14 protein-coding genes are annotated in these 16,118 nt (G+C 62.0%); 7 read left to right on the forward strand and 7 right to left on the reverse strand.

Annotation, left to right across the window (positions count from 1 at the left end; translation table 11 throughout):
* Nucleotides 1-119 precede the first annotated feature (119 nt).
* Nucleotides 120-2,066, forward strand: coding sequence for a 4Fe-4S binding protein (locus AB4X18_RS02730; RefSeq protein WP_370402165.1), 1,947 nt, complete (start codon nt 120-122; stop codon nt 2,064-2,066).
* Here AB4X18_RS02730 and AB4X18_RS02735 read toward each other — a convergent pair.
* The gene (locus tag AB4X18_RS02735; protein ID WP_370402166.1) at nt 2,060-2,785 is read right to left on the reverse strand and encodes a hypothetical protein; all 726 of its coding nucleotides are present in this window, start codon (nt 2,783-2,785) and stop codon (nt 2,060-2,062) included. The two genes, AB4X18_RS02730 and AB4X18_RS02735, sit on opposite strands and share 7 nt — an antisense overlap.
* Before the next feature lie 95 nt (nt 2,786-2,880).
* Between AB4X18_RS02735 and AB4X18_RS02740 the strand changes: the two genes are divergently transcribed.
* The 5 genes from AB4X18_RS02740 (at nt 2,881) to AB4X18_RS02760 (ending at nt 7,175) form a co-directional block, all read left to right on the forward strand.
* Nucleotides 2,881-3,072 (forward strand): DUF6494 family protein, encoded by a 192-nt coding sequence (locus AB4X18_RS02740; RefSeq protein WP_370402167.1) that lies wholly within the window; start codon nt 2,881-2,883, stop codon nt 3,070-3,072.
* Entirely contained in the window at nt 3,073-4,128 is a 1,056-nt protein-coding gene (locus AB4X18_RS02745) for a P-loop NTPase (protein ID WP_370402168.1), read from the forward strand.
* Nucleotides 4,125-4,829, forward strand: a complete 705-nt coding sequence (locus tag AB4X18_RS02750; RefSeq protein WP_370402169.1) for a biotin/lipoate--protein ligase family protein — start codon at nt 4,125-4,127, stop codon at nt 4,827-4,829. The genes AB4X18_RS02745 and AB4X18_RS02750 overlap by 4 nt, the downstream gene beginning before the upstream one ends.
* Nucleotide 4,830: 1 nt before the next feature.
* Nucleotides 4,831-5,316, forward strand: coding sequence for a DUF6505 family protein (locus tag AB4X18_RS02755; RefSeq protein WP_370402170.1), 486 nt, complete (start codon nt 4,831-4,833; stop codon nt 5,314-5,316).
* A 209-nt stretch (nt 5,317-5,525) separates the two neighbouring features.
* Nucleotides 5,526-7,175: an acyl-CoA dehydrogenase family protein gene (locus AB4X18_RS02760; protein ID WP_370402171.1), complete on the forward strand. Its 1,650-nt coding sequence runs from the start codon at nt 5,526-5,528 to the stop codon at nt 7,173-7,175.
* 68 nt (nt 7,176-7,243) lie between these two features.
* On the opposite strand, the gene AB4X18_RS02765 is transcribed toward AB4X18_RS02760, so the two are convergent.
* Entirely contained in the window at nt 7,244-8,683 is a 1,440-nt protein-coding gene (locus AB4X18_RS02765) for an aldehyde dehydrogenase family protein (protein ID WP_370402172.1), read from the reverse strand.
* A gap of 221 nt (nt 8,684-8,904) precedes the next feature.
* Here AB4X18_RS02765 and AB4X18_RS02770 point away from each other — a divergent pair, with 221 nt between their 5' ends.
* Entirely contained in the window at nt 8,905-10,080 is a 1,176-nt protein-coding gene (locus tag AB4X18_RS02770; protein ID WP_370402173.1) for a M24 family metallopeptidase, read from the forward strand.
* Nucleotides 10,081-10,116: 36 nt separating this feature from the next.
* On the opposite strand, the gene arsB is transcribed toward AB4X18_RS02770, so the two are convergent.
* The 5 genes from arsB to AB4X18_RS02795 all read right to left on the reverse strand — a co-directional run bounded on the left by arsB (nt 10,117) and on the right by AB4X18_RS02795 (nt 15,887).
* Nucleotides 10,117-11,154, reverse strand: coding sequence for an ACR3 family arsenite efflux transporter (gene arsB, locus AB4X18_RS02775; RefSeq protein ID WP_370402174.1), 1,038 nt, complete (start codon nt 11,152-11,154; stop codon nt 10,117-10,119).
* 180 nt (nt 11,155-11,334) lie between these two features.
* Nucleotides 11,335-12,735 (reverse strand): TRAP transporter large permease, encoded by a 1,401-nt coding sequence (locus tag AB4X18_RS02780; RefSeq protein WP_370402175.1) that lies wholly within the window; start codon nt 12,733-12,735, stop codon nt 11,335-11,337.
* A complete protein-coding gene (locus AB4X18_RS02785) occupies nt 12,735-13,364 on the reverse strand; it encodes a TRAP transporter small permease subunit (RefSeq protein ID WP_370402176.1) in 630 nt (209 codons plus the stop codon). The genes AB4X18_RS02780 and AB4X18_RS02785 overlap by 1 nt, the downstream gene beginning before the upstream one ends.
* Nucleotides 13,365-13,475: 111 nt before the next feature.
* The gene (locus AB4X18_RS02790; protein ID WP_370402177.1) at nt 13,476-14,492 is read right to left on the reverse strand and encodes a C4-dicarboxylate TRAP transporter substrate-binding protein; all 1,017 of its coding nucleotides are present in this window, start codon (nt 14,490-14,492) and stop codon (nt 13,476-13,478) included.
* 285 nt (nt 14,493-14,777) lie between these two features.
* A complete protein-coding gene (locus AB4X18_RS02795) occupies nt 14,778-15,887 on the reverse strand; it encodes an alcohol dehydrogenase family protein (RefSeq protein ID WP_370402178.1) in 1,110 nt (369 codons plus the stop codon).
* Nucleotides 15,888-16,118: the final 231 nt, after the last annotated feature.

A 16,118-nucleotide genomic window follows, 5' to 3' on the forward strand; every position in this document is an offset into this window, starting at 1 on the left:
ACCTGCAGCATGGCCGGGATAAGCGATCCGGGCGTCGAAATGATGTTTACCACAGGGGTGAATCATGACTAGCCTGACACGCGCGCCGCAGTTCCAGATGGCGCCCCGAGGGACATCTGATGGTCAAGAAGCTCATTCTATGCAACTGCGAAGGCAGCCAGTCCGTTGACGCGGAGGCCATATCCAAAGCCTGCGGGATGCACTGCTCAAAGGTCCACAGCAGCCTGTGCACCACCCAGATTGATCTGGCAGCCAAGGCGCTTGAAGGCGGCGAAGTGATGATTGCCTGCCAGCAGGAGCGCCAGCGGTTTGAGGAACTGGCCGAGGAATTGCAGGTTGATCTGCCCGGATTTGTCGATCTGCGCGACCGTGCGGGATGGGGCGAAGGGAATGCCACGCCGAAGATGGCGGCCCTCGCGGCAGAGGCGGCGCTGTCCCTGCCCATCGCCAAATCCGTCGACGTCATTTCCGAAGGGACGTGCCTTGTCATCGGGGGCGAAGCGGCCCTTGCCGGGGCTGCCGATCTGTGTGGGACGATGGCGGTCACGGTCCTGCTGCCAGACGCCGACATGATCCCGGCCGACCGGCGCTTTGATTGCGTCACGGGCAACGTGCGCAATGTCGCGGGTGCGCTTGGTGGGTTCAGCGTGACGTTCAACGCGCTTCGTCAGATCAATCCGGCTGGCCGGGGCGCGTTTGACCTGACAGCGCCGCAGGACGGCGTTGTGTCAAGTTGCGACATCATTGTGGATCTGAGCGGTGGGACGGCATTGGTTCCCGCACCGCACAAGCGCGAGGGATATCTGCGCGCTGATCCCACGCATGCACCCTCCGTCGCGAAGGTCGTTCTGGAAGCCTCCCAGATGGTCGGCACGTTTGAAAAGCCGCTTTATGTGAGAATGGAACCGACGCTCTGCGCCCACAGCCGGGCAGAACAGACTGCCTGTTCGAATTGCCTGGACGTGTGCCCGACAGGTGCGATCATATCGACGGGTGAGCATGTGACGGTCAATCCGATGGTCTGCGCGGGTTGCGGGTCTTGCGCGGCGGTCTGCCCATCCGGGGCCATCAGCTATGATGCGCCGCCCGTCGATGCGATCTTCCGCAGGATGACGACGTTGGCGGCAACCTACCGAGAGGCAGGCGGCACAGCCCCGCGCCTGCTGGTCCACGACGCGGACTTCGGGGTGGAGATGATTTCACTGGCCGCACGTTTTGGACGTGGCCTGCCTGCCGATGTGATCCCGCTTGAAGTGGACGCACTGTCCGGCTTCGGACATGCTGAGATGCTGGCCGCGCTGGCCTGCGGGTTCGCGCATGTGGATGTGCTGATGTCGCCCAGAACCGAGACGGAGGTTATCGAAGCGCAGTCAGAACTTGCGCGCGTAATGAGCGGCGCGGGCGCCGTTCGGCTGTTGCATCCGGCCGATCCCGACGCGCTTTGCGACACCCTTCACCAAGAGGCCGCTGCACCGCTGGAGATCACCCCCGCCTTGCCGATGGGGACGCGACGACAGGTGGCACGTTTGGCAGCCAAGACCTTGCAGCCTGATATCGATATCATCCCCCTGCCCCAGAACGCACCCTATGGCGCAATCGTAGTGGACGCGGACGCCTGTACGCTCTGCCTGTCCTGCGTGTCGCTGTGCCCGTCGGGCGCATTGGGCGACAATCCCGACCTGCCGCAGCTGCGCTTTCAGGAGGATGCCTGCCTGCAGTGCGGGTTGTGTAGCACGATCTGTCCCGAACAGGCGATCACGCTGGAGCCGCAGATGAACCTGACCGACGCGGCCTTTTCGCAGCGTGTCCTGCACGAGGAAGAACCCTTTGCCTGCATCGAATGCGGCAGCCTGTTCGGATCGAAATCCACCATTGAGAAGATCACCGAAAAGCTGGCCGGCAAACATGCGATGTTCGCCACATCAGAGGCCGCCAAGATGATCCAGATGTGCGACAACTGCCGCATTCAGGCGCAATACCATTCCACCGACAATCCCTTTCAGGGTGGTGAACGTCCGCGCGTGCGGACCTCGGAAGACTATTTTTCAAAGCGCAAGGATCACTGAGTTTGCAAGGGCGCACCCAGATCGGCAGGCGCGATGGACCCGACATAGGCGGTGATCGCCTCGATCTCGTTCAGGGTCACCTCGATCGGGACAATAGGCGAGGGTTGCGTGTCAGGGAACGGGTCGGTGACGCCATGTACCTGAGTGAAGGCCGGATGAGGCTTGAGCAGGAAGAACGTCTCGAACCGTTCCTGCCAGTCAGGGAAATTGCGCATCAGCGCAAAGGACGGCGAGGACCCTATGGCATTCATGCGGTTGCTGTCGTTGACAACGTGACAGCGCCCGCATCGTTTGAGGCTGACCCTTTCGCCCAGCGCCACATCACCCGACAAGGTTGCAGTCTGCACCGTGGCGGCCATTGCAAGATCCGCACTGAAAAGCGCATCGCCCTCGGGCGCGAAGGCTTCGATGGTGCGCTTGCCCACGTCCGACAGCAACCATTCCTCAAAAGCGACAATGTTGGGGTTATCCGCCCCCGCGAAATGCCAGATCGCATCGCCTTTCCTGAAGACCGGCGTGCCTTGCGGCCCGAAAGCGGCATCCGCACCACCATCGGTCAGCGTCACGCGGATACTGGTCTTGAGCGAAAAGCGCGGCAGAAGATGCTTCAGAAACCCGGTCTTTGTCAGCGCATCGGGGGCGGCAAGGGTAAACGATTTATCCTGCCCAGCAACCGGACCCGCCGACAGAACGGCGAGGATCGCCAGTTTCTTGAGCATCTCGCCTGCCCTCCTTTTGCCCGGCTGGTTGCACATCAGCCTAGTGGCGCTAGGGTGGCGCAGTCAACATTCCCAGACGTCGAAAGGACATCCCCATGAGCGAAGATTTCAACATGTCGATGCGCAAATTCCTCAAGCAGGTGGGCGTCACATCCCAGCAAGCCATAGAAGAGGCGATGCGGAACGCGGGTGACACGTCAGGCAAGACGTTCGAGGCCAGGATGGTCTTGACCGTGGACGGGATCGACCTTGAACATGTCGTCACAGGCAAGATCGAAGGCGCATAAGTGGCTCTTTCCCGTGAAGAGGTTCTCGCCTGCCTCAAGGAAATCAAGGCCCCCTCCGGTGTCGATCTGGTCGAAGCCGGTCTGGTGCGCGCGCTGAACGTAGAGGACGGCGCGGTGCGCTTCGTGATGGAAGTGGATCAGCCCGACCCCTTCATGGCCGCCAAGGCCGAAGCCGAGCAGGAACTTGCCGCACGCGGTGCGACATCCGTGTCCATCGTGATGACGGCCCATACCAAGCCAACCCCGCCTCCCGATCTGAAAGCCGGGCGCAAAGCCGAACCCAAAGGCCCCGAAAAGATCCCCGGCATCGACCGCATCATCGCCATTGCCTCCGGCAAGGGCGGGGTCGGCAAATCCACCGTGGCGGCCAATCTTGCCTGCGCGCTTGCAGCTGAAGGGCGGCGTGTGGGGATGCTGGACGCGGATGTCTACGGCCCCTCGCAGCCGCGTATGCTGGGCGTATCGGGCCGCCCGCAAAGTCCTGATGGCAAGCTGATCCTGCCGCTGCGCAACTTCGGCGTGACAATGATGTCCATCGGGCTGATGACGAACGAGGATCAGGCTGTCGTCTGGCGGGGGCCGATGTTGATGGGCGCCTTGCAGCAGATGCTGGGACAGGTTCAGTGGGGCGCGCTGGATGTGCTGATCGTCGATCTGCCCCCCGGCACCGGTGACGTGCAGATGACGCTAGCGCAAAAGGCGCATCTTGACGGGGCGGTGATCGTCTCCACCCCGCAGGATGTGGCGCTGTTGGATGCGCGCAAGGGGATCGACATGTTCGACCAGATGGGCACGCCCGTCATCGGCATGATCGAGAACATGAGCACGCATATCTGTTCCAACTGCGGGCACGAGGAGCACGTATTCGGCCACGGTGGCGTGCGGGCCGAAGCGGAGAAACTGGGCGTACCGCTGCTGGCGGAAATACCGTTGCATCTGGATATCCGGGTTGCGGCCGATGGCGGTGCACCGATTGTCGTATCCAAACCCGATAGCGCACAGGCGCAGGCCTTCCGTACCGTGGCCCGCGCCCTGGTGGAGGCTGGCAAGGCATGACCACGCCCACTTTCCCGCCGCTTTTCAGCGGGCTTGCCGTCGAAGGCCAGATTGACCCGTTCGACAAGGCCTGCGTGGAAGCCGCGCGGGGCTGTGACGCGGGGGTGGTGGTGCACAATCTGGGGGCCAACACACTGCGCGCGGCCCTTGTCTTTGCCCCCGATGTGCCGCTGGCGGATGCGATGGCGATGCTGCCCCTGTGCGGCGTCGGCTTTCAAAACGCGCTGGGGGCGCTGGCCCCGCCCGAGGTTGCGGTGCATCTGGACTGGGACGGAGGCTTGCGGATCAATGGGGCATCCTGCGGACGCCTGCGCGTTGGGGCCTCCACCAGCGATCCTTCCGCAGAGCCGGACTGGCTGGTGATCGGCCTGACACTGCCGCTTTGGCCTCAAAGCGATGACCCCGGAGAAACCCCGGACCAGACCGCCCTTTATGCCGAAGGCTGCGCGGATGTGGACGCGGCGGAATTGCTGGAAGCATGGGTCAAGCACACGCTGGTGGGCATCAACAGGTGGCAGGAAGAAGGTGCCGGCCCCCTGCACAGCGAATGGCGCGGTCTTGCGCAGGGCATCGGTGAAGAGATTGACATGTTAGGCCTGCGCGGCACCTATCTGGGCACGGACGAACAATTCGGCATGCTGTTGCGCGACGACCAGACCACCCACCTGATCCCCCTGATCAATTTGCTTGAGGGTACCTGACATGATGCTGGCACGGGCCATCCATTTCGACGAAAGCGACATGAACATCTTTCATGCCCCCGCCCGCACCGGGGAATGGTGCATATCGGGCGGCTTTGAATTTTCCAACTGGAGCAATGCCGATCTGACCGGAAAGGCGCGGCAGGCCTTCGCGAACGGCTGGCTGGGCGTTGAGACATTTGGCCGGGTGTCTGTTGTTGCGGTCACCCAGATCGAACAGGCGGAACTCGATGTGCTTGTGACCGCGCTGGCGCAGCATTTCGTTGATATCTATGGCGCGCCGTCCCTTGATGACGCGCGCGGCGTGGCCCGGGACGAAATGATGCAGATGGTCGACATCTGCGACGGACAGCCCGCAAACACGCTTTTGCTGGTATCGCGGGAACTGACGGACGCTGGCGTGAAGGAAAGCTACCGGATCGTGGAGGCGCGCGATGCCGGGCTGGATCAATTCGCCATCCATGGAAATCTGGACGACGACGGCTGAAGTCACTTCGTCCCTGTCCCTTGGCACACTCCTGACAAACGCCGCGCTTTGAGTGCGGTCGGCTTACCCTGTTCCTTCGACCGTGTCCCGCGTCGCATTCCACGGTATCGATGACCCATAGCGCACCAGAGCAGACCTGCACGGCACGCGGCGTCACGTTTGGCAACGCGCCCGGTTTGGGCTTAGGCTGAAACAAGGGAGGACGTATCATGCAGCCACGCAGCCCGATATCGCAGTTACCGACCCATGACGTGACCAACATGCCGCCGCACATGGGCGATCAACACCTCTGGCAGGACGACCGCGCCCTGCGCCATTGGACCCAGCAATTCGGCGGTGATGTACACCGCGACCACCTTGCGCAGGTCGGCAAGGTCGCGGGGGCAGACGCCACATTCGATCTTGCCCATCAGGCCAACCGGGTGGTCCCGGAACTGCGCGCCTTCGACCGCTACGGCATGCGGATCAATGCGGTGGAGTTTCACCCCGCCTATCACGACCTGATGGAGCTGACGATTTCTAGCCAGATGCACAACTTTGCCTGGCACAACGAAGGCAACGGCGGCCATCTGGGTCAGGCGGCATTGACGTACATGTTTTCACAACCCGAAGGCGGGGTCATGTGCCCCATGGCGATGACCTATTCCGTGGTGCCGACCCTGCGCATGGCGCCGGACGTGGCAAAGGAATGGATGCCGCGCATCCTGTCGACACAATATGACCGCCGCGACATCCCCGCACAGGAAAAGACCGGCGCGATGATTGGCATGTTCATGACCGAAAAGCAGGGCGGGTCAGATGTGCGCGCCAATTCCACCGTCGCTGTGCCAACGGAAGACGGGTATCTGCTTACGGGGCACAAGTTCTTTTGCTCCGCGCCCATGTGCGATGCGTTCCTTGTGCTGGCCAATACGGACGGCATGGGCATTTCCTGTTTCCTTGTTCCGCGCTGGCGGCCCGATGGCACGCGCAACAACCTTTTCATCCAGCGCATGAAAGACAAGCTGGGCAACAAATCCAACGCCTCCACCGAGATGGAATTTCAGGACACCTTCGGCGTCATGGTCGGCGAGGAAGGGCGCGGTATCCGCACGATCATCGACATGGTGACCGGCAACCGGATCTATTGCGCGATGTCTTCCGCCGGGATCATGCGACAGGCGTTGGTGCAGGCGCTGCACCACACCAGCCACCGCAGCGCGTTCCAAAAGCGGTTGATCCAGCAACCGCTGATGCAAAACGTGCTGGCCGACATGGCGATAGAGGTTGAAGGCGCGCTGGCGCTGGGGCTGCGCGTGGCGCGGGCGATGGATGCGCCGGACGATCCCGCCGAAGCCGCACTGGCCCGGATCGGGACGGCCATCGCAAAGTACTGGAACTGCAAGCGTTGTCCCAGCCTCGTGGTGGAAGCGCTCGAATGCCATGGCGGGCCGGGATATGTGGAGGAAAGCATCATGCCGCGCCTTTACCGTGAGGCACCGCTGAATTCGATTTGGGAGGGGTCTGGCAATGTGATGGGCCTCGACGTTTTGCGCGCCGTCATGCGCGAGCCGGAAGCGATCCCGGCCTATCTTGCCGAACTTGAACGGGCGCGGGGCAACCACCCCAATCTGGACCGGGCCATTGATGATCTGCGCGATGCGCTGGAGGCCCCCGACGGGGTCGAGGGACAGATGCGGACGATTACGGAGTTGATGGCCCTGACGCTTCAGGGGGCCTTGCTGACCTGCCACGGCGATGAGGCTGTGGCCGAGGCGTTCTGCGCTTCTCGGCTGGGCCTGCGCTACCGGGGGTCGTTTGGTACCCTGCCACGGGGTTGCGATCTGGATGCGATCATCGACCGCGCCCTGCCCGCCTGAGCTTGTCTTGACGGCCCCGCCCCGGATCACGTCCGGGGCGGGTCAATCCTGCATATCCGGTGTCGGACCTATTCGACCGGCCAACCGCCGATGGCACGCACTTCGAGGAATTCCTCCAAACCCCATTTGCCGCCTTCACGGCCATTGCCCGACTGCTTCATCCCGCCGAATGGCGATCCTGCACCGCGTGCCTTGCCGTTCATGTCGACCATGCCGCTCCGCAGGACCCGGGCCATGCGGCGTGCGCGTTCGGGATCTGACGTCTGCACATAGTTGGTCAGGCCGTAATCGGTGTCATTGGCGATCTCGACCGCTTCATCCTCGGTGTCGAAGGGCATCATCGACAGAACCGGGCCGAAGATTTCCTCGCGCATGACGGTCATGTCGTTGTTGCAATCGGCAAATACGGTCGGACGCACGAAAAAGCCACGGTTCAGACCGTCAGGACGCCCGACACCGCCCGCGACAAGCCGCGCGCCTTCGTCGATGCCCTGCTGGATCAGGTCCTGCACCTTGTTGAATTGCATCTCTGAGACCAGCGGCCCGATGTGGCGACCTTCCTCCGATGCGGCGTTGACGGTTGTCGCCTCGGCCGCGGCCTTGGCTTCTTCGACGGCCTGATCATACCGCGACCGTTCAACCAGCATGCGCGTTGGTGCGTTGCACGATTGGCCGGTGTTGTTGAAGCAGCGCACGATGCCCTGCTTGACCGCCTTGGGATCGGCATCGGCGAAGACGATGTTGGCCCCCTTGCCGCCCAGTTCAAGGCTGACCCGTTTGACCGTTTCAGCCGCTGCTTTGGTAATCAAACGGCCCGCGCGAGTAGAGCCGGTGAAGCTGACCATGTCGATGTCCTTGTGTTCGGACAACTGGCTGCCCACACCGGGGCCATCGCCGTTCAGCATGTTGTAGACACCCGCAGGCACGCCTGCCTCGTGCATGATTTCAGTGAACAGGATGCCCGACAGCGGCGATTGTTCGGATGGCTTGAGCACCATGGTGCAACCCGTTGCCAGTGCCGGGACCACTTTCAGCGTGATCTGGTTCATCGGCCAGTTCCAGGGCGTGATCAGCGCACAGACACCGATCGGTTCGTGGATGATCCGCGTGTCTTCATCACCCGCGCGCAGCGGGCCTTCGAATTCGAAGTCCTTCAGCGCCTGAATGAAGCCTTCCAGATGGTAGGACCCGGTGCCGGACTGCTGCACCTTCGACATGTCGATGGGCGCGCCCATTTCAAGGCTGATCGCCGCACCGATTTCGTCGGAGCGCCGTTTGTAGACCTCAAGGATCGTCTCCATCAAGTCCAGCCGTTCCGCCTTGGAGGACAGCCGCCACTTGGGAAAGGCCGCCTTGGCGGCGGCAACGGCGGCGTCCGTATCAGCCTGCCCCCCAAGCGAGATCGTCGCGGCGACTTCCTCCGTGGAGGGGTCGATTACGTCAAAGTCGCGCCCGTCCTGCGGGGCGACCCATTTGCCGTCGATGTAAAAGTTCTTTGCGTTTTCCATGGAGCAGGCCTTTTTGATCAGAGTTTCCCCGTACATCACCGCGATGGCGCGCTCACGCAAGATGAATTTTCGCATATCGCCGCCAAGCTGCGGGACGGCGCCATCGGACCGGATGACACGAGGGGTCCAGATCCGCATATCAGCCCGAGCGCCAAATCTCAACGCGCCCCATTGTGAGCGGAAACGCCAGCGGCTAAGCGGGAAGCAGCAGGAGAGAGTTGATGCAGACCACCAGCCCGCCCCGACGCGGTTTCGATGACGCGGAATTCAGCCAGCGGACCGCGAATGCACAGGCCCTGATGGCGGATGCGGGGCTTGCCGGTTTGCTTGTGATGACCGAGGCCGAGGTGCGGTACTTCACTGGATTTCACACGCTGTTCTGGCAAAGCCCGACGCGGCCCTGGTTCGTCTTTGTGCCCGCCACCGGCAAACCCATCGCCATCATCCCCGAGATTGGCGCAGCGCTGATGCGCGGCTGCTGGATCGACGACATCCGCACCTGGAGCGCGCCTGCCCCCCATGACGATGGCATCAGCCTGCTGACAGACCTGCTGTTGCCTGTCGCGAAGCAGGGCGCAACGATCGGCATCATGAAGGGCCATGAGACGCAGTTGCGCATGCCGCTTGCTGATTGGGAGCAGTTGATGGCCACCTTGCCCGGTCTTGGGATCGGCGATGCGACGGGCCTTGTGCAGGGGCTGCGCATGGTCAAATCCACGGCAGAGATTGAAAAGCTCAGCCAAATCTGTGGGATCGGGTCGGCCGCATTCGCAAAAGTGCCCGAGATCATCCACGCGGGCCAGCCGCTGGAGGAATCCTTTCGCGCGTTTCGCATCGCCGCGATTGAGGCGGGTGCGGACGATGTGCCCTATCTTGTCGGTGGTGCGGACCGGGGCGGATACGCCGATGTGATCTCTCCCCCGTCGCGCAGGCCCTTGCAGGCGGGCGACGTGCTGATGTTGGACACAGGCTGCACCTGGGACGGATATTTCTGCGATTTCGACCGTAACTGGGCCATCGGTACCGCAGATGACGCCGCGCGGCGGGCCTATGATGTGCTTTGGCGCGCAACTGAAGCCGGGATCGCTGCAGCAAAGCCCGGCAACACCTGCAGTGATCTTTTTCAGGCGATGTCTGCCGTGATCGCGGAAATGGACACGTCGGGCGGTGACGTCGGCAGGCTTGGGCATGGGCTGGGCATGCAACTGACCGAACAGCCCTCCCATGCTGCATTCGATACCACCGTGTTGACTGAAAACATGGTTCTGACGATTGAACCGTCCCTGTCCTACGGCAACGGGCTGATGATGGTGCATGAGGAGAATATAGTCGTCAGCGCAAACGGGGCGCGGTTGTTGACCACCCGCGCCGTGCCTGACTTGCCGGTGATCGGCTGACACCGGTTTGCCGCCATCATTTGAACGCGGCCCGTCCTATTGCGCTGGCGGTCCGGATGATGCGGCATCCCGAAAACGCGACCGGGTGCGATTGGCAAAGGCCACCAGCGACAGCATGACAGGCACCTCGACCAGAACGCCCACCACCGTGGCAAGTGCAGCGCCGGAGTTGAGGCCGAAAAGACTGATCGCCACAGCGACGGCAAGTTCAAAGAAATTCGACGTCCCGATCAGCGCGCAGGGTGCCGCGATCCGGTGCGGCACCCGTAGCGCATAGGCGGCCGCGTAGGCCAATGCGAAGATACCATACGACTGCAACAGGATCGGCACGGCGATCAACACGATGACCATCGGGCGGTCAAGGATCACCTGCCCCTGCAGCCCGAACAGGATTACAACCGTCGCGATCAGCCCGATCATCGACCATGGTTTGATCCGCCCCTGAAAGCTTTCGATCCGCGCCGCACTGCCAAGCCGCGCCCGTGTCCACAGGCCTGCCGCAAGGGGCAGCGCCACGAACAGGACAACCGACAGCACCAGTGTCTCCCACGGAACCGCGATGTCCGTCACGCCCAGCAGGAAGGCCACGATGGGTGCGAAGGCAAAGACCATCACCACGTCGTTTACCGATACCTGCAACAGGGTATAGCTTTCATCGCCGCGGGTCAGTTGGGACCAGACAAAGACCATCGCCGTGCAGGGTGCAGCCCCCAGCAGGATCAGCCCGGCAAGATATTGCTGCGCATCATCAGGCGCGATGAGATCGGCAAAAACCACTTCGAAGAACAGCACACCAAGGGCGGCCATGGTGAAGGGCTTGATCAGCCAGTTGACCACAAGCGTGATCGCCAGCCCCTTGGGTTGCTTGACCACGTCGCGCAGGCTGCGCGGGTCAACGCCAACCATCATCGGATAGACCATCGCCCAGATCAGCACGGCAACGACAAGGTTGACGCTTGCGAATTCTGCTGCCGCAACGGCCGCAACCAAACCGGGAGCCACAGTGCCGATGGCAATGCCCGCTACCATGGCCAAGGCGATCCAAAGGGACAGATACCGCTCAAACGCGTTCATGCAGGTGCGTCTTTCTTTGCTCAGGCAGGGCCGCCACCGCAGCGGCCGCTGTCGGCACAATGGCGGAGGCGATGGCGGGCATCAAGACCAGCCTTTCAATCCTTTTGCCCGGTGGCGGTCGGCGTCGGAAAAACACTGGACCGCCACGCTTTCAAGTGCCTACCCGATCGGGCAAGCGCCCTATCCCGCCAGCGATGGTAACCACAGCACGATCCCCGGGAAGGCCACCAGAAGCGCAATCGTGACCGCATCTGCGATGAAGAAGGGCGTCACGCCCTTGAAGACGTCCTGCACGTTCAGATCATCACGCACGCCTGCCACCACAAAGCAGTTCAACCCAATGGGCGGCGTGATCAGACAGAATTCCGCCATCTTGACCACGAGGATCCCGAACCAGATCGCACACATCGGTCCTGACATGCCAAACGCACTGTCGGCGGCAGAAACCAGTTCCCCGCCGTTCAGCGCCATGACCGCTGGGTAGACCACCGGCAGGGTCAGCAGCAGCATTCCGATGGCGTCCATGAACATGCCCAGCACCGCATAAGCCAGCAGGATGCAAATGAGGATCAGCAGCGGAGACATTTCAAGCGAGGTGATCCATTCGGCGAAGGCATCAGGCAGTTCGGCAAAGCCCAGAAACCGCACATAAATCAACACGCCCCAGATGATCGTGAAGATCATCACCGTCAGCTTGGCCGTTTCCAGCAGTGCCTCCTTGAGCTGCTTCCACCGCATGCCCTTGTAGAGCGCCATCAGGAAGACAATGAACGCGCCCACCGCGCCGCCTTCGGTGGGGGTACCCCATGCGTCACCGAAGGGGTTGTAGACAAAGAAGATGATGATCACGACAACCGCCACGATCGGCAGCGCCGGAGGCAGGGCGGCAAACCGTTCACCCCATGTGAAGCCGCTGACCGGCGGGCCGACGGTTCTGAACACCATGGCGATGCCGATGATGATTGCGGCGTAGACGATGGCCGAAAACGCACCCGGAATAAACCCGGCAAGCAGCAGCATGCCCACGTCCTGTTCCACGATGATGGCATAGATAACCAGGATCGCAGAGGGCGGGATAAGCGAGGCGAGCGTGCCGCCTGCAGCCACGACACCGGCGGCAAACTGCTTGTTGTAGCCGACCTTGAGCATCTCCGGGATGGCGATCCGGGCGAAAACGGCGGCGGTGGCGACGGACGCACCGGAGACGGCGGCGAAGCCCGCGGTGGCGAATACCGTGGCGACCGCCAGACCACCAGGCACCCATGCAACCCAGCGCTTTGCGGCCTCAAACAGCGCCATGGTCAGTTTGGCGTGATAGGCGAGGTATCCGATCATGATGAAGACGGGGATCAGCGACAGGACCTGCGCGCTGACCTTCGAATGTGGCGTCAGACCGGCGATCTTGGTGCTGATCTCCACCGCTTTCCAGAACCGTTCAGGATCATAGTCGAACCCGTTCCAGCGCAGCCAGACAAGGCCGACAAAACCGGCCAGACCCGCTGCAAAGGCCACGCGCATGCCCAGCACCACCATAAGCAGCATGCCGCCCGACACCCAGATGCCAATTTCGATCGGTTCCATCAGTCAGACCCTTCCAGCGCGCGGGCTTCGGCCATGGCCTGTTCTTCGATGGTCAGCGAAAGCGGCACCGCGACGGGGGTCTCTAACCCCAGCACCAGCGCACGCGCGTATCCCCATGTCTGCAACAGCAGCCGCAGCACCAGCACGCCAAAGGCGAAGGGTACGACCAGTTTGCTGGGCCAGATCGGCAACCCGATGTCGATGGAACTGTCGCGGCTGCACAGGGGTCTCGCGCAATCGAAAGAGCGGTCGAAATGCTCCCACGCGCCCCATGTCAGAAAGACGATCAGCAAAAGGATCAACAGCACCGAGATCAGCTCAAACAGCCACAGCAGGCGACCCTTCAGGTTGCCCACCAGCATGTCCATGCGGATGTGGGTGCCGTCGCGCTGGACATAAGAGACGCCCATGATGGCGATGATTGGCATAGCTGCTTCGATATAATCGACATAGCCCGCCAAGGGGGAGGCGAAGAATTTGCGGCCCGTGACGGAATAGGCAGCAAGAAACATCAGGGAAAAGGTTGCGAGGCCGGAGATCAGCGCGCAGAACCGCTCAAGCGGTAACAGCGCGCGGTCGAGGCGGCTGAGGAGGCTGGAATCCTCAAGGACTGCGGCGGAGCCTGCCATGGGGGTATTTCCTTGCTATGACCGATGGAGCGGTGCGCGCAGAGCGCACACCCCACGGGATGTGCGCTCTGACGTAGGGTGCGCATTCATTGCGCACCTCAACCGCTTAGGTTAGCTGCCGCCCTTAGCTTCGGCCAGCGTCTTGACCACCAGATCATACAGCTCCTGACCGGGCAGGCCCTGTGCTTCCATGTCCGCGATCCAGGCATCGCGGATCGGGTCTGCGGCCTTGGCGCGGAATTCCGCGATCACCTCGGGGGCAATCTCGACCTTCTGCACGCCTTTTTCTTCCAACACACTGTCCCAACGCTGCAGCAACTCAGCGTAGTTGGCCAGATAGTGATCCAGCGCCTCGTCCACGGAACTGTCCAGCGCGTCACGCTCGGCGTCGCTGAGGCTTTCGTAAGCATCGATGTTCACCACCACAGGGCAGTTCACCGTGCCGGGGTTGAGGTTCGCTGTCCACCAGTCGGCCTCATTGATGGTGCCAAAGCTCAGGTGCGCATGCTGGGCAAAGGCAACGGTGTCCACAACGCCGGATTCCATTGCCTGAAAGGCTTCTGTCGCCGTCACGGAAGTTGGCACACCGCCCACGGCTTCGAACGCCTGACCCAGACCGCCCGTGGCCCGGACGCGCATGCCTTCGAAATCGGACAGGTCATCGCGCGGCTCGCCGGTGCCGACAAGGTTGTACTGTGGCATCGGCGACGTCATCAGCAGTTTCGCGTTCCACTGCGCCATTTCTTCTGCGGCAGCCGGGTGCGCGTAGACGGCCTTGGACACGGCCACTTCCTGCTCCAGGTTTTCCACACCGAGGAACGGCAGTTCCAGCACGGTGATCACGCGGTTCTTGTCGCGGTGATAGCCCGCGCAGAACTGCGCCATCTCGAACGCGCCGATGGAGATGCCATCGAGGTTCTCGCGGTTCTTGGACAGACCGCCGTAGCTGATGTTCATGGTGAATTCGCCGCCCGTTTTTTCGGACACGAGCTCCGCAATCTTTTCAACGTGCTCCGTGAACGCACGGCGTTTGCCCCACACGGACACATTCCATTCGGTCGCAGCGGCCTCGCTCACGAAGGCAAAGCTGATGGCGCAAACGGCTGCGCCGCTCAAAAACTTGGTCATTGGTTTCTCCCTTATCAAAGTGCCGATTGAGGCACATCAGTGTGCACGCGCAATGGGTCGAAATGCAGGACAGCTTGGTTGCCGCCTTCTGTGCCCGGAATCGCGCGCGGTACTGTGCCAAGAAAAGCCTGAGGCGCGGAGGGTTGCAAACACTTATCGGGAAATCACTTGGCAGTCTGATTCTTTCAATCTAATCAGTGATCTGCACAGCAAACTTGATCTTGGGGTCTGTCAGCAAGGTAAGGGAGTGTGCGGATTTCCGCACAAATCCGCCTGCCGCCCCGGTCAGTCCGCAGCGGGCAACACCACGATGTTTCCGATATGCGCTTTGTCCATGAAAGCGGTCTGCGCGGCGGGCAATTCGGCCAGCGGATAGGTGGCGGCGACCAGTGGTTTGATCTCCGCCCGCTCGATGTAGCCCAGGAGGTCGGTAAAGATGTGGCGCGGCACGACAGTGGAGCCATGAAACGTCAGATCGCGCAGATAAAGCGTGCGCAAATCCAGTTCGACCATCGGCCCCGCAATCGCACCCGAGCAGGCATAACGCCCGCCCCGCGCCATCACGTCGATGATCTGCGGCCAGTCGTCGCCGCCGACCACGTCACAAACCACATCGACGGTCGCGCGGCCCGTGGCTTGCCTCAGGGCATCGGGCAGATCGGGCGGGGACCGCTCCAGCGTGATATCCGCGCCAAGTGCGCTGAGCGCCGCGTGTTTACCCGGCGACGACAATGCAATCACCACCGCCCCGCGCCGCTTTGCCAACTGCACGAGGGCGGATCCGACGCCGCCTGATGCGCCCGTGATCAGCACGTGTTCGCCCTGCCCCACCAGCGCCCGCGACAGCATGCCTTCGGCGGTGGAATACGAACAACTGAATGTCGCAAGTTCCGCATCGGTCATGGTGCTGTCGACCGCGTGGGTATTGCGGTAATCGGCTGTCGTGTACTGCGCAAAACCGCCATCCCGCTCTGACCCGAAATACCCGGTCTTGTCGCGGTTGAGCGGGTCGGACCAGTCGCGCTGCCAGCAGTCCAGCATCACCCGTTTGCCGATCAATTCCGACGGAGCATTGGGCCCGGTCGCCACAACGATGCCCACGGCATCGGCCCCCTGAATACGCGGGAACTGGATCGGGCTGCCGCCCCACGCCGGATCGTCCTGCCCCTCAGCAGTCTGAGCGGCGTCGCCCTTCGTAGCACCTGTCACGGATTTCGAATACCACCCGGTCCGTGTGTTGATATCGGTGTTGTTGCACCCGCAGGCGCCGACCTTGATCAACACATCATCCGGTCCGGGCTGTGGCACCGGCCAGTCGGTGTGGAACTGTTGCGCTTCCATGCCACCGTGTTGGTGCAGGACGTAAGCGGACATGGTTCGGGGCAGATCGGTCATCAGGCACTCCGGCGTTGGCATCGCTCAGGGGATCCTGAAGGGTGGGATAACAAAGGGCAAGGGACGTCAGCCACGTGCGGTACTCCGGCGGTCGGCGGACACTGACTGAGGTTGCTTTCAAAGCCGACAGGCCATCGTTTGGCATCTGATTTCGTTTTTTCAAGGTATGCTGCTACGGTCCGTTTTATTACAAAAAAGTCCTTGCCGCCGTGATTGGGGCAATCCCCTGAA

The organism is Sulfitobacter rhodophyticola (genome assembly GCF_041281685.2).
Classification (GTDB): Bacteria; Pseudomonadota; Alphaproteobacteria; order Rhodobacterales; family Rhodobacteraceae; genus Sulfitobacter.

Coding starts and splice junctions, on each gene's coding strand:
- AB4X18_RS02730 (WP_370402165.1), top strand. CDS start 120: ATGGTCAAGAAGCTCATTCTATGCAACTGCGAAGGCAGCCAGTCCGTT.
- AB4X18_RS02735 (WP_370402166.1), bottom strand. CDS start 2,785: ATGCTCAAGAAACTGGCGATCCTCGCCGTTCTGTCGGCGGGTCCGGTT.
- AB4X18_RS02740 (WP_370402167.1), top strand. CDS start 2,881: ATGAGCGAAGATTTCAACATGTCGATGCGCAAATTCCTCAAGCAGGTG.
- AB4X18_RS02750 (WP_370402169.1), top strand. CDS start 4,125: ATGACCACGCCCACTTTCCCGCCGCTTTTCAGCGGGCTTGCCGTCGAA.
- AB4X18_RS02755 (WP_370402170.1), top strand. CDS start 4,831: ATGATGCTGGCACGGGCCATCCATTTCGACGAAAGCGACATGAACATC.
- AB4X18_RS02760 (WP_370402171.1), top strand. CDS start 5,526: ATGCAGCCACGCAGCCCGATATCGCAGTTACCGACCCATGACGTGACC.
- AB4X18_RS02765 (WP_370402172.1), bottom strand. CDS start 8,683: ATGGAAAACGCAAAGAACTTTTACATCGACGGCAAATGGGTCGCCCCG.
- AB4X18_RS02770 (WP_370402173.1), top strand. CDS start 8,905: ATGCAGACCACCAGCCCGCCCCGACGCGGTTTCGATGACGCGGAATTC.
- arsB (WP_370402174.1), bottom strand. CDS start 11,154: ATGAACGCGTTTGAGCGGTATCTGTCCCTTTGGATCGCCTTGGCCATG.
- AB4X18_RS02780 (WP_370402175.1), bottom strand. CDS start 12,735: ATGGAACCGATCGAAATTGGCATCTGGGTGTCGGGCGGCATGCTGCTT.
- AB4X18_RS02785 (WP_370402176.1), bottom strand. CDS start 13,364: ATGGCAGGCTCCGCCGCAGTCCTTGAGGATTCCAGCCTCCTCAGCCGC.
- AB4X18_RS02790 (WP_370402177.1), bottom strand. CDS start 14,492: ATGACCAAGTTTTTGAGCGGCGCAGCCGTTTGCGCCATCAGCTTTGCC.
- AB4X18_RS02795 (WP_370402178.1), bottom strand. CDS start 15,887: ATGACCGATCTGCCCCGAACCATGTCCGCTTACGTCCTGCACCAACAC.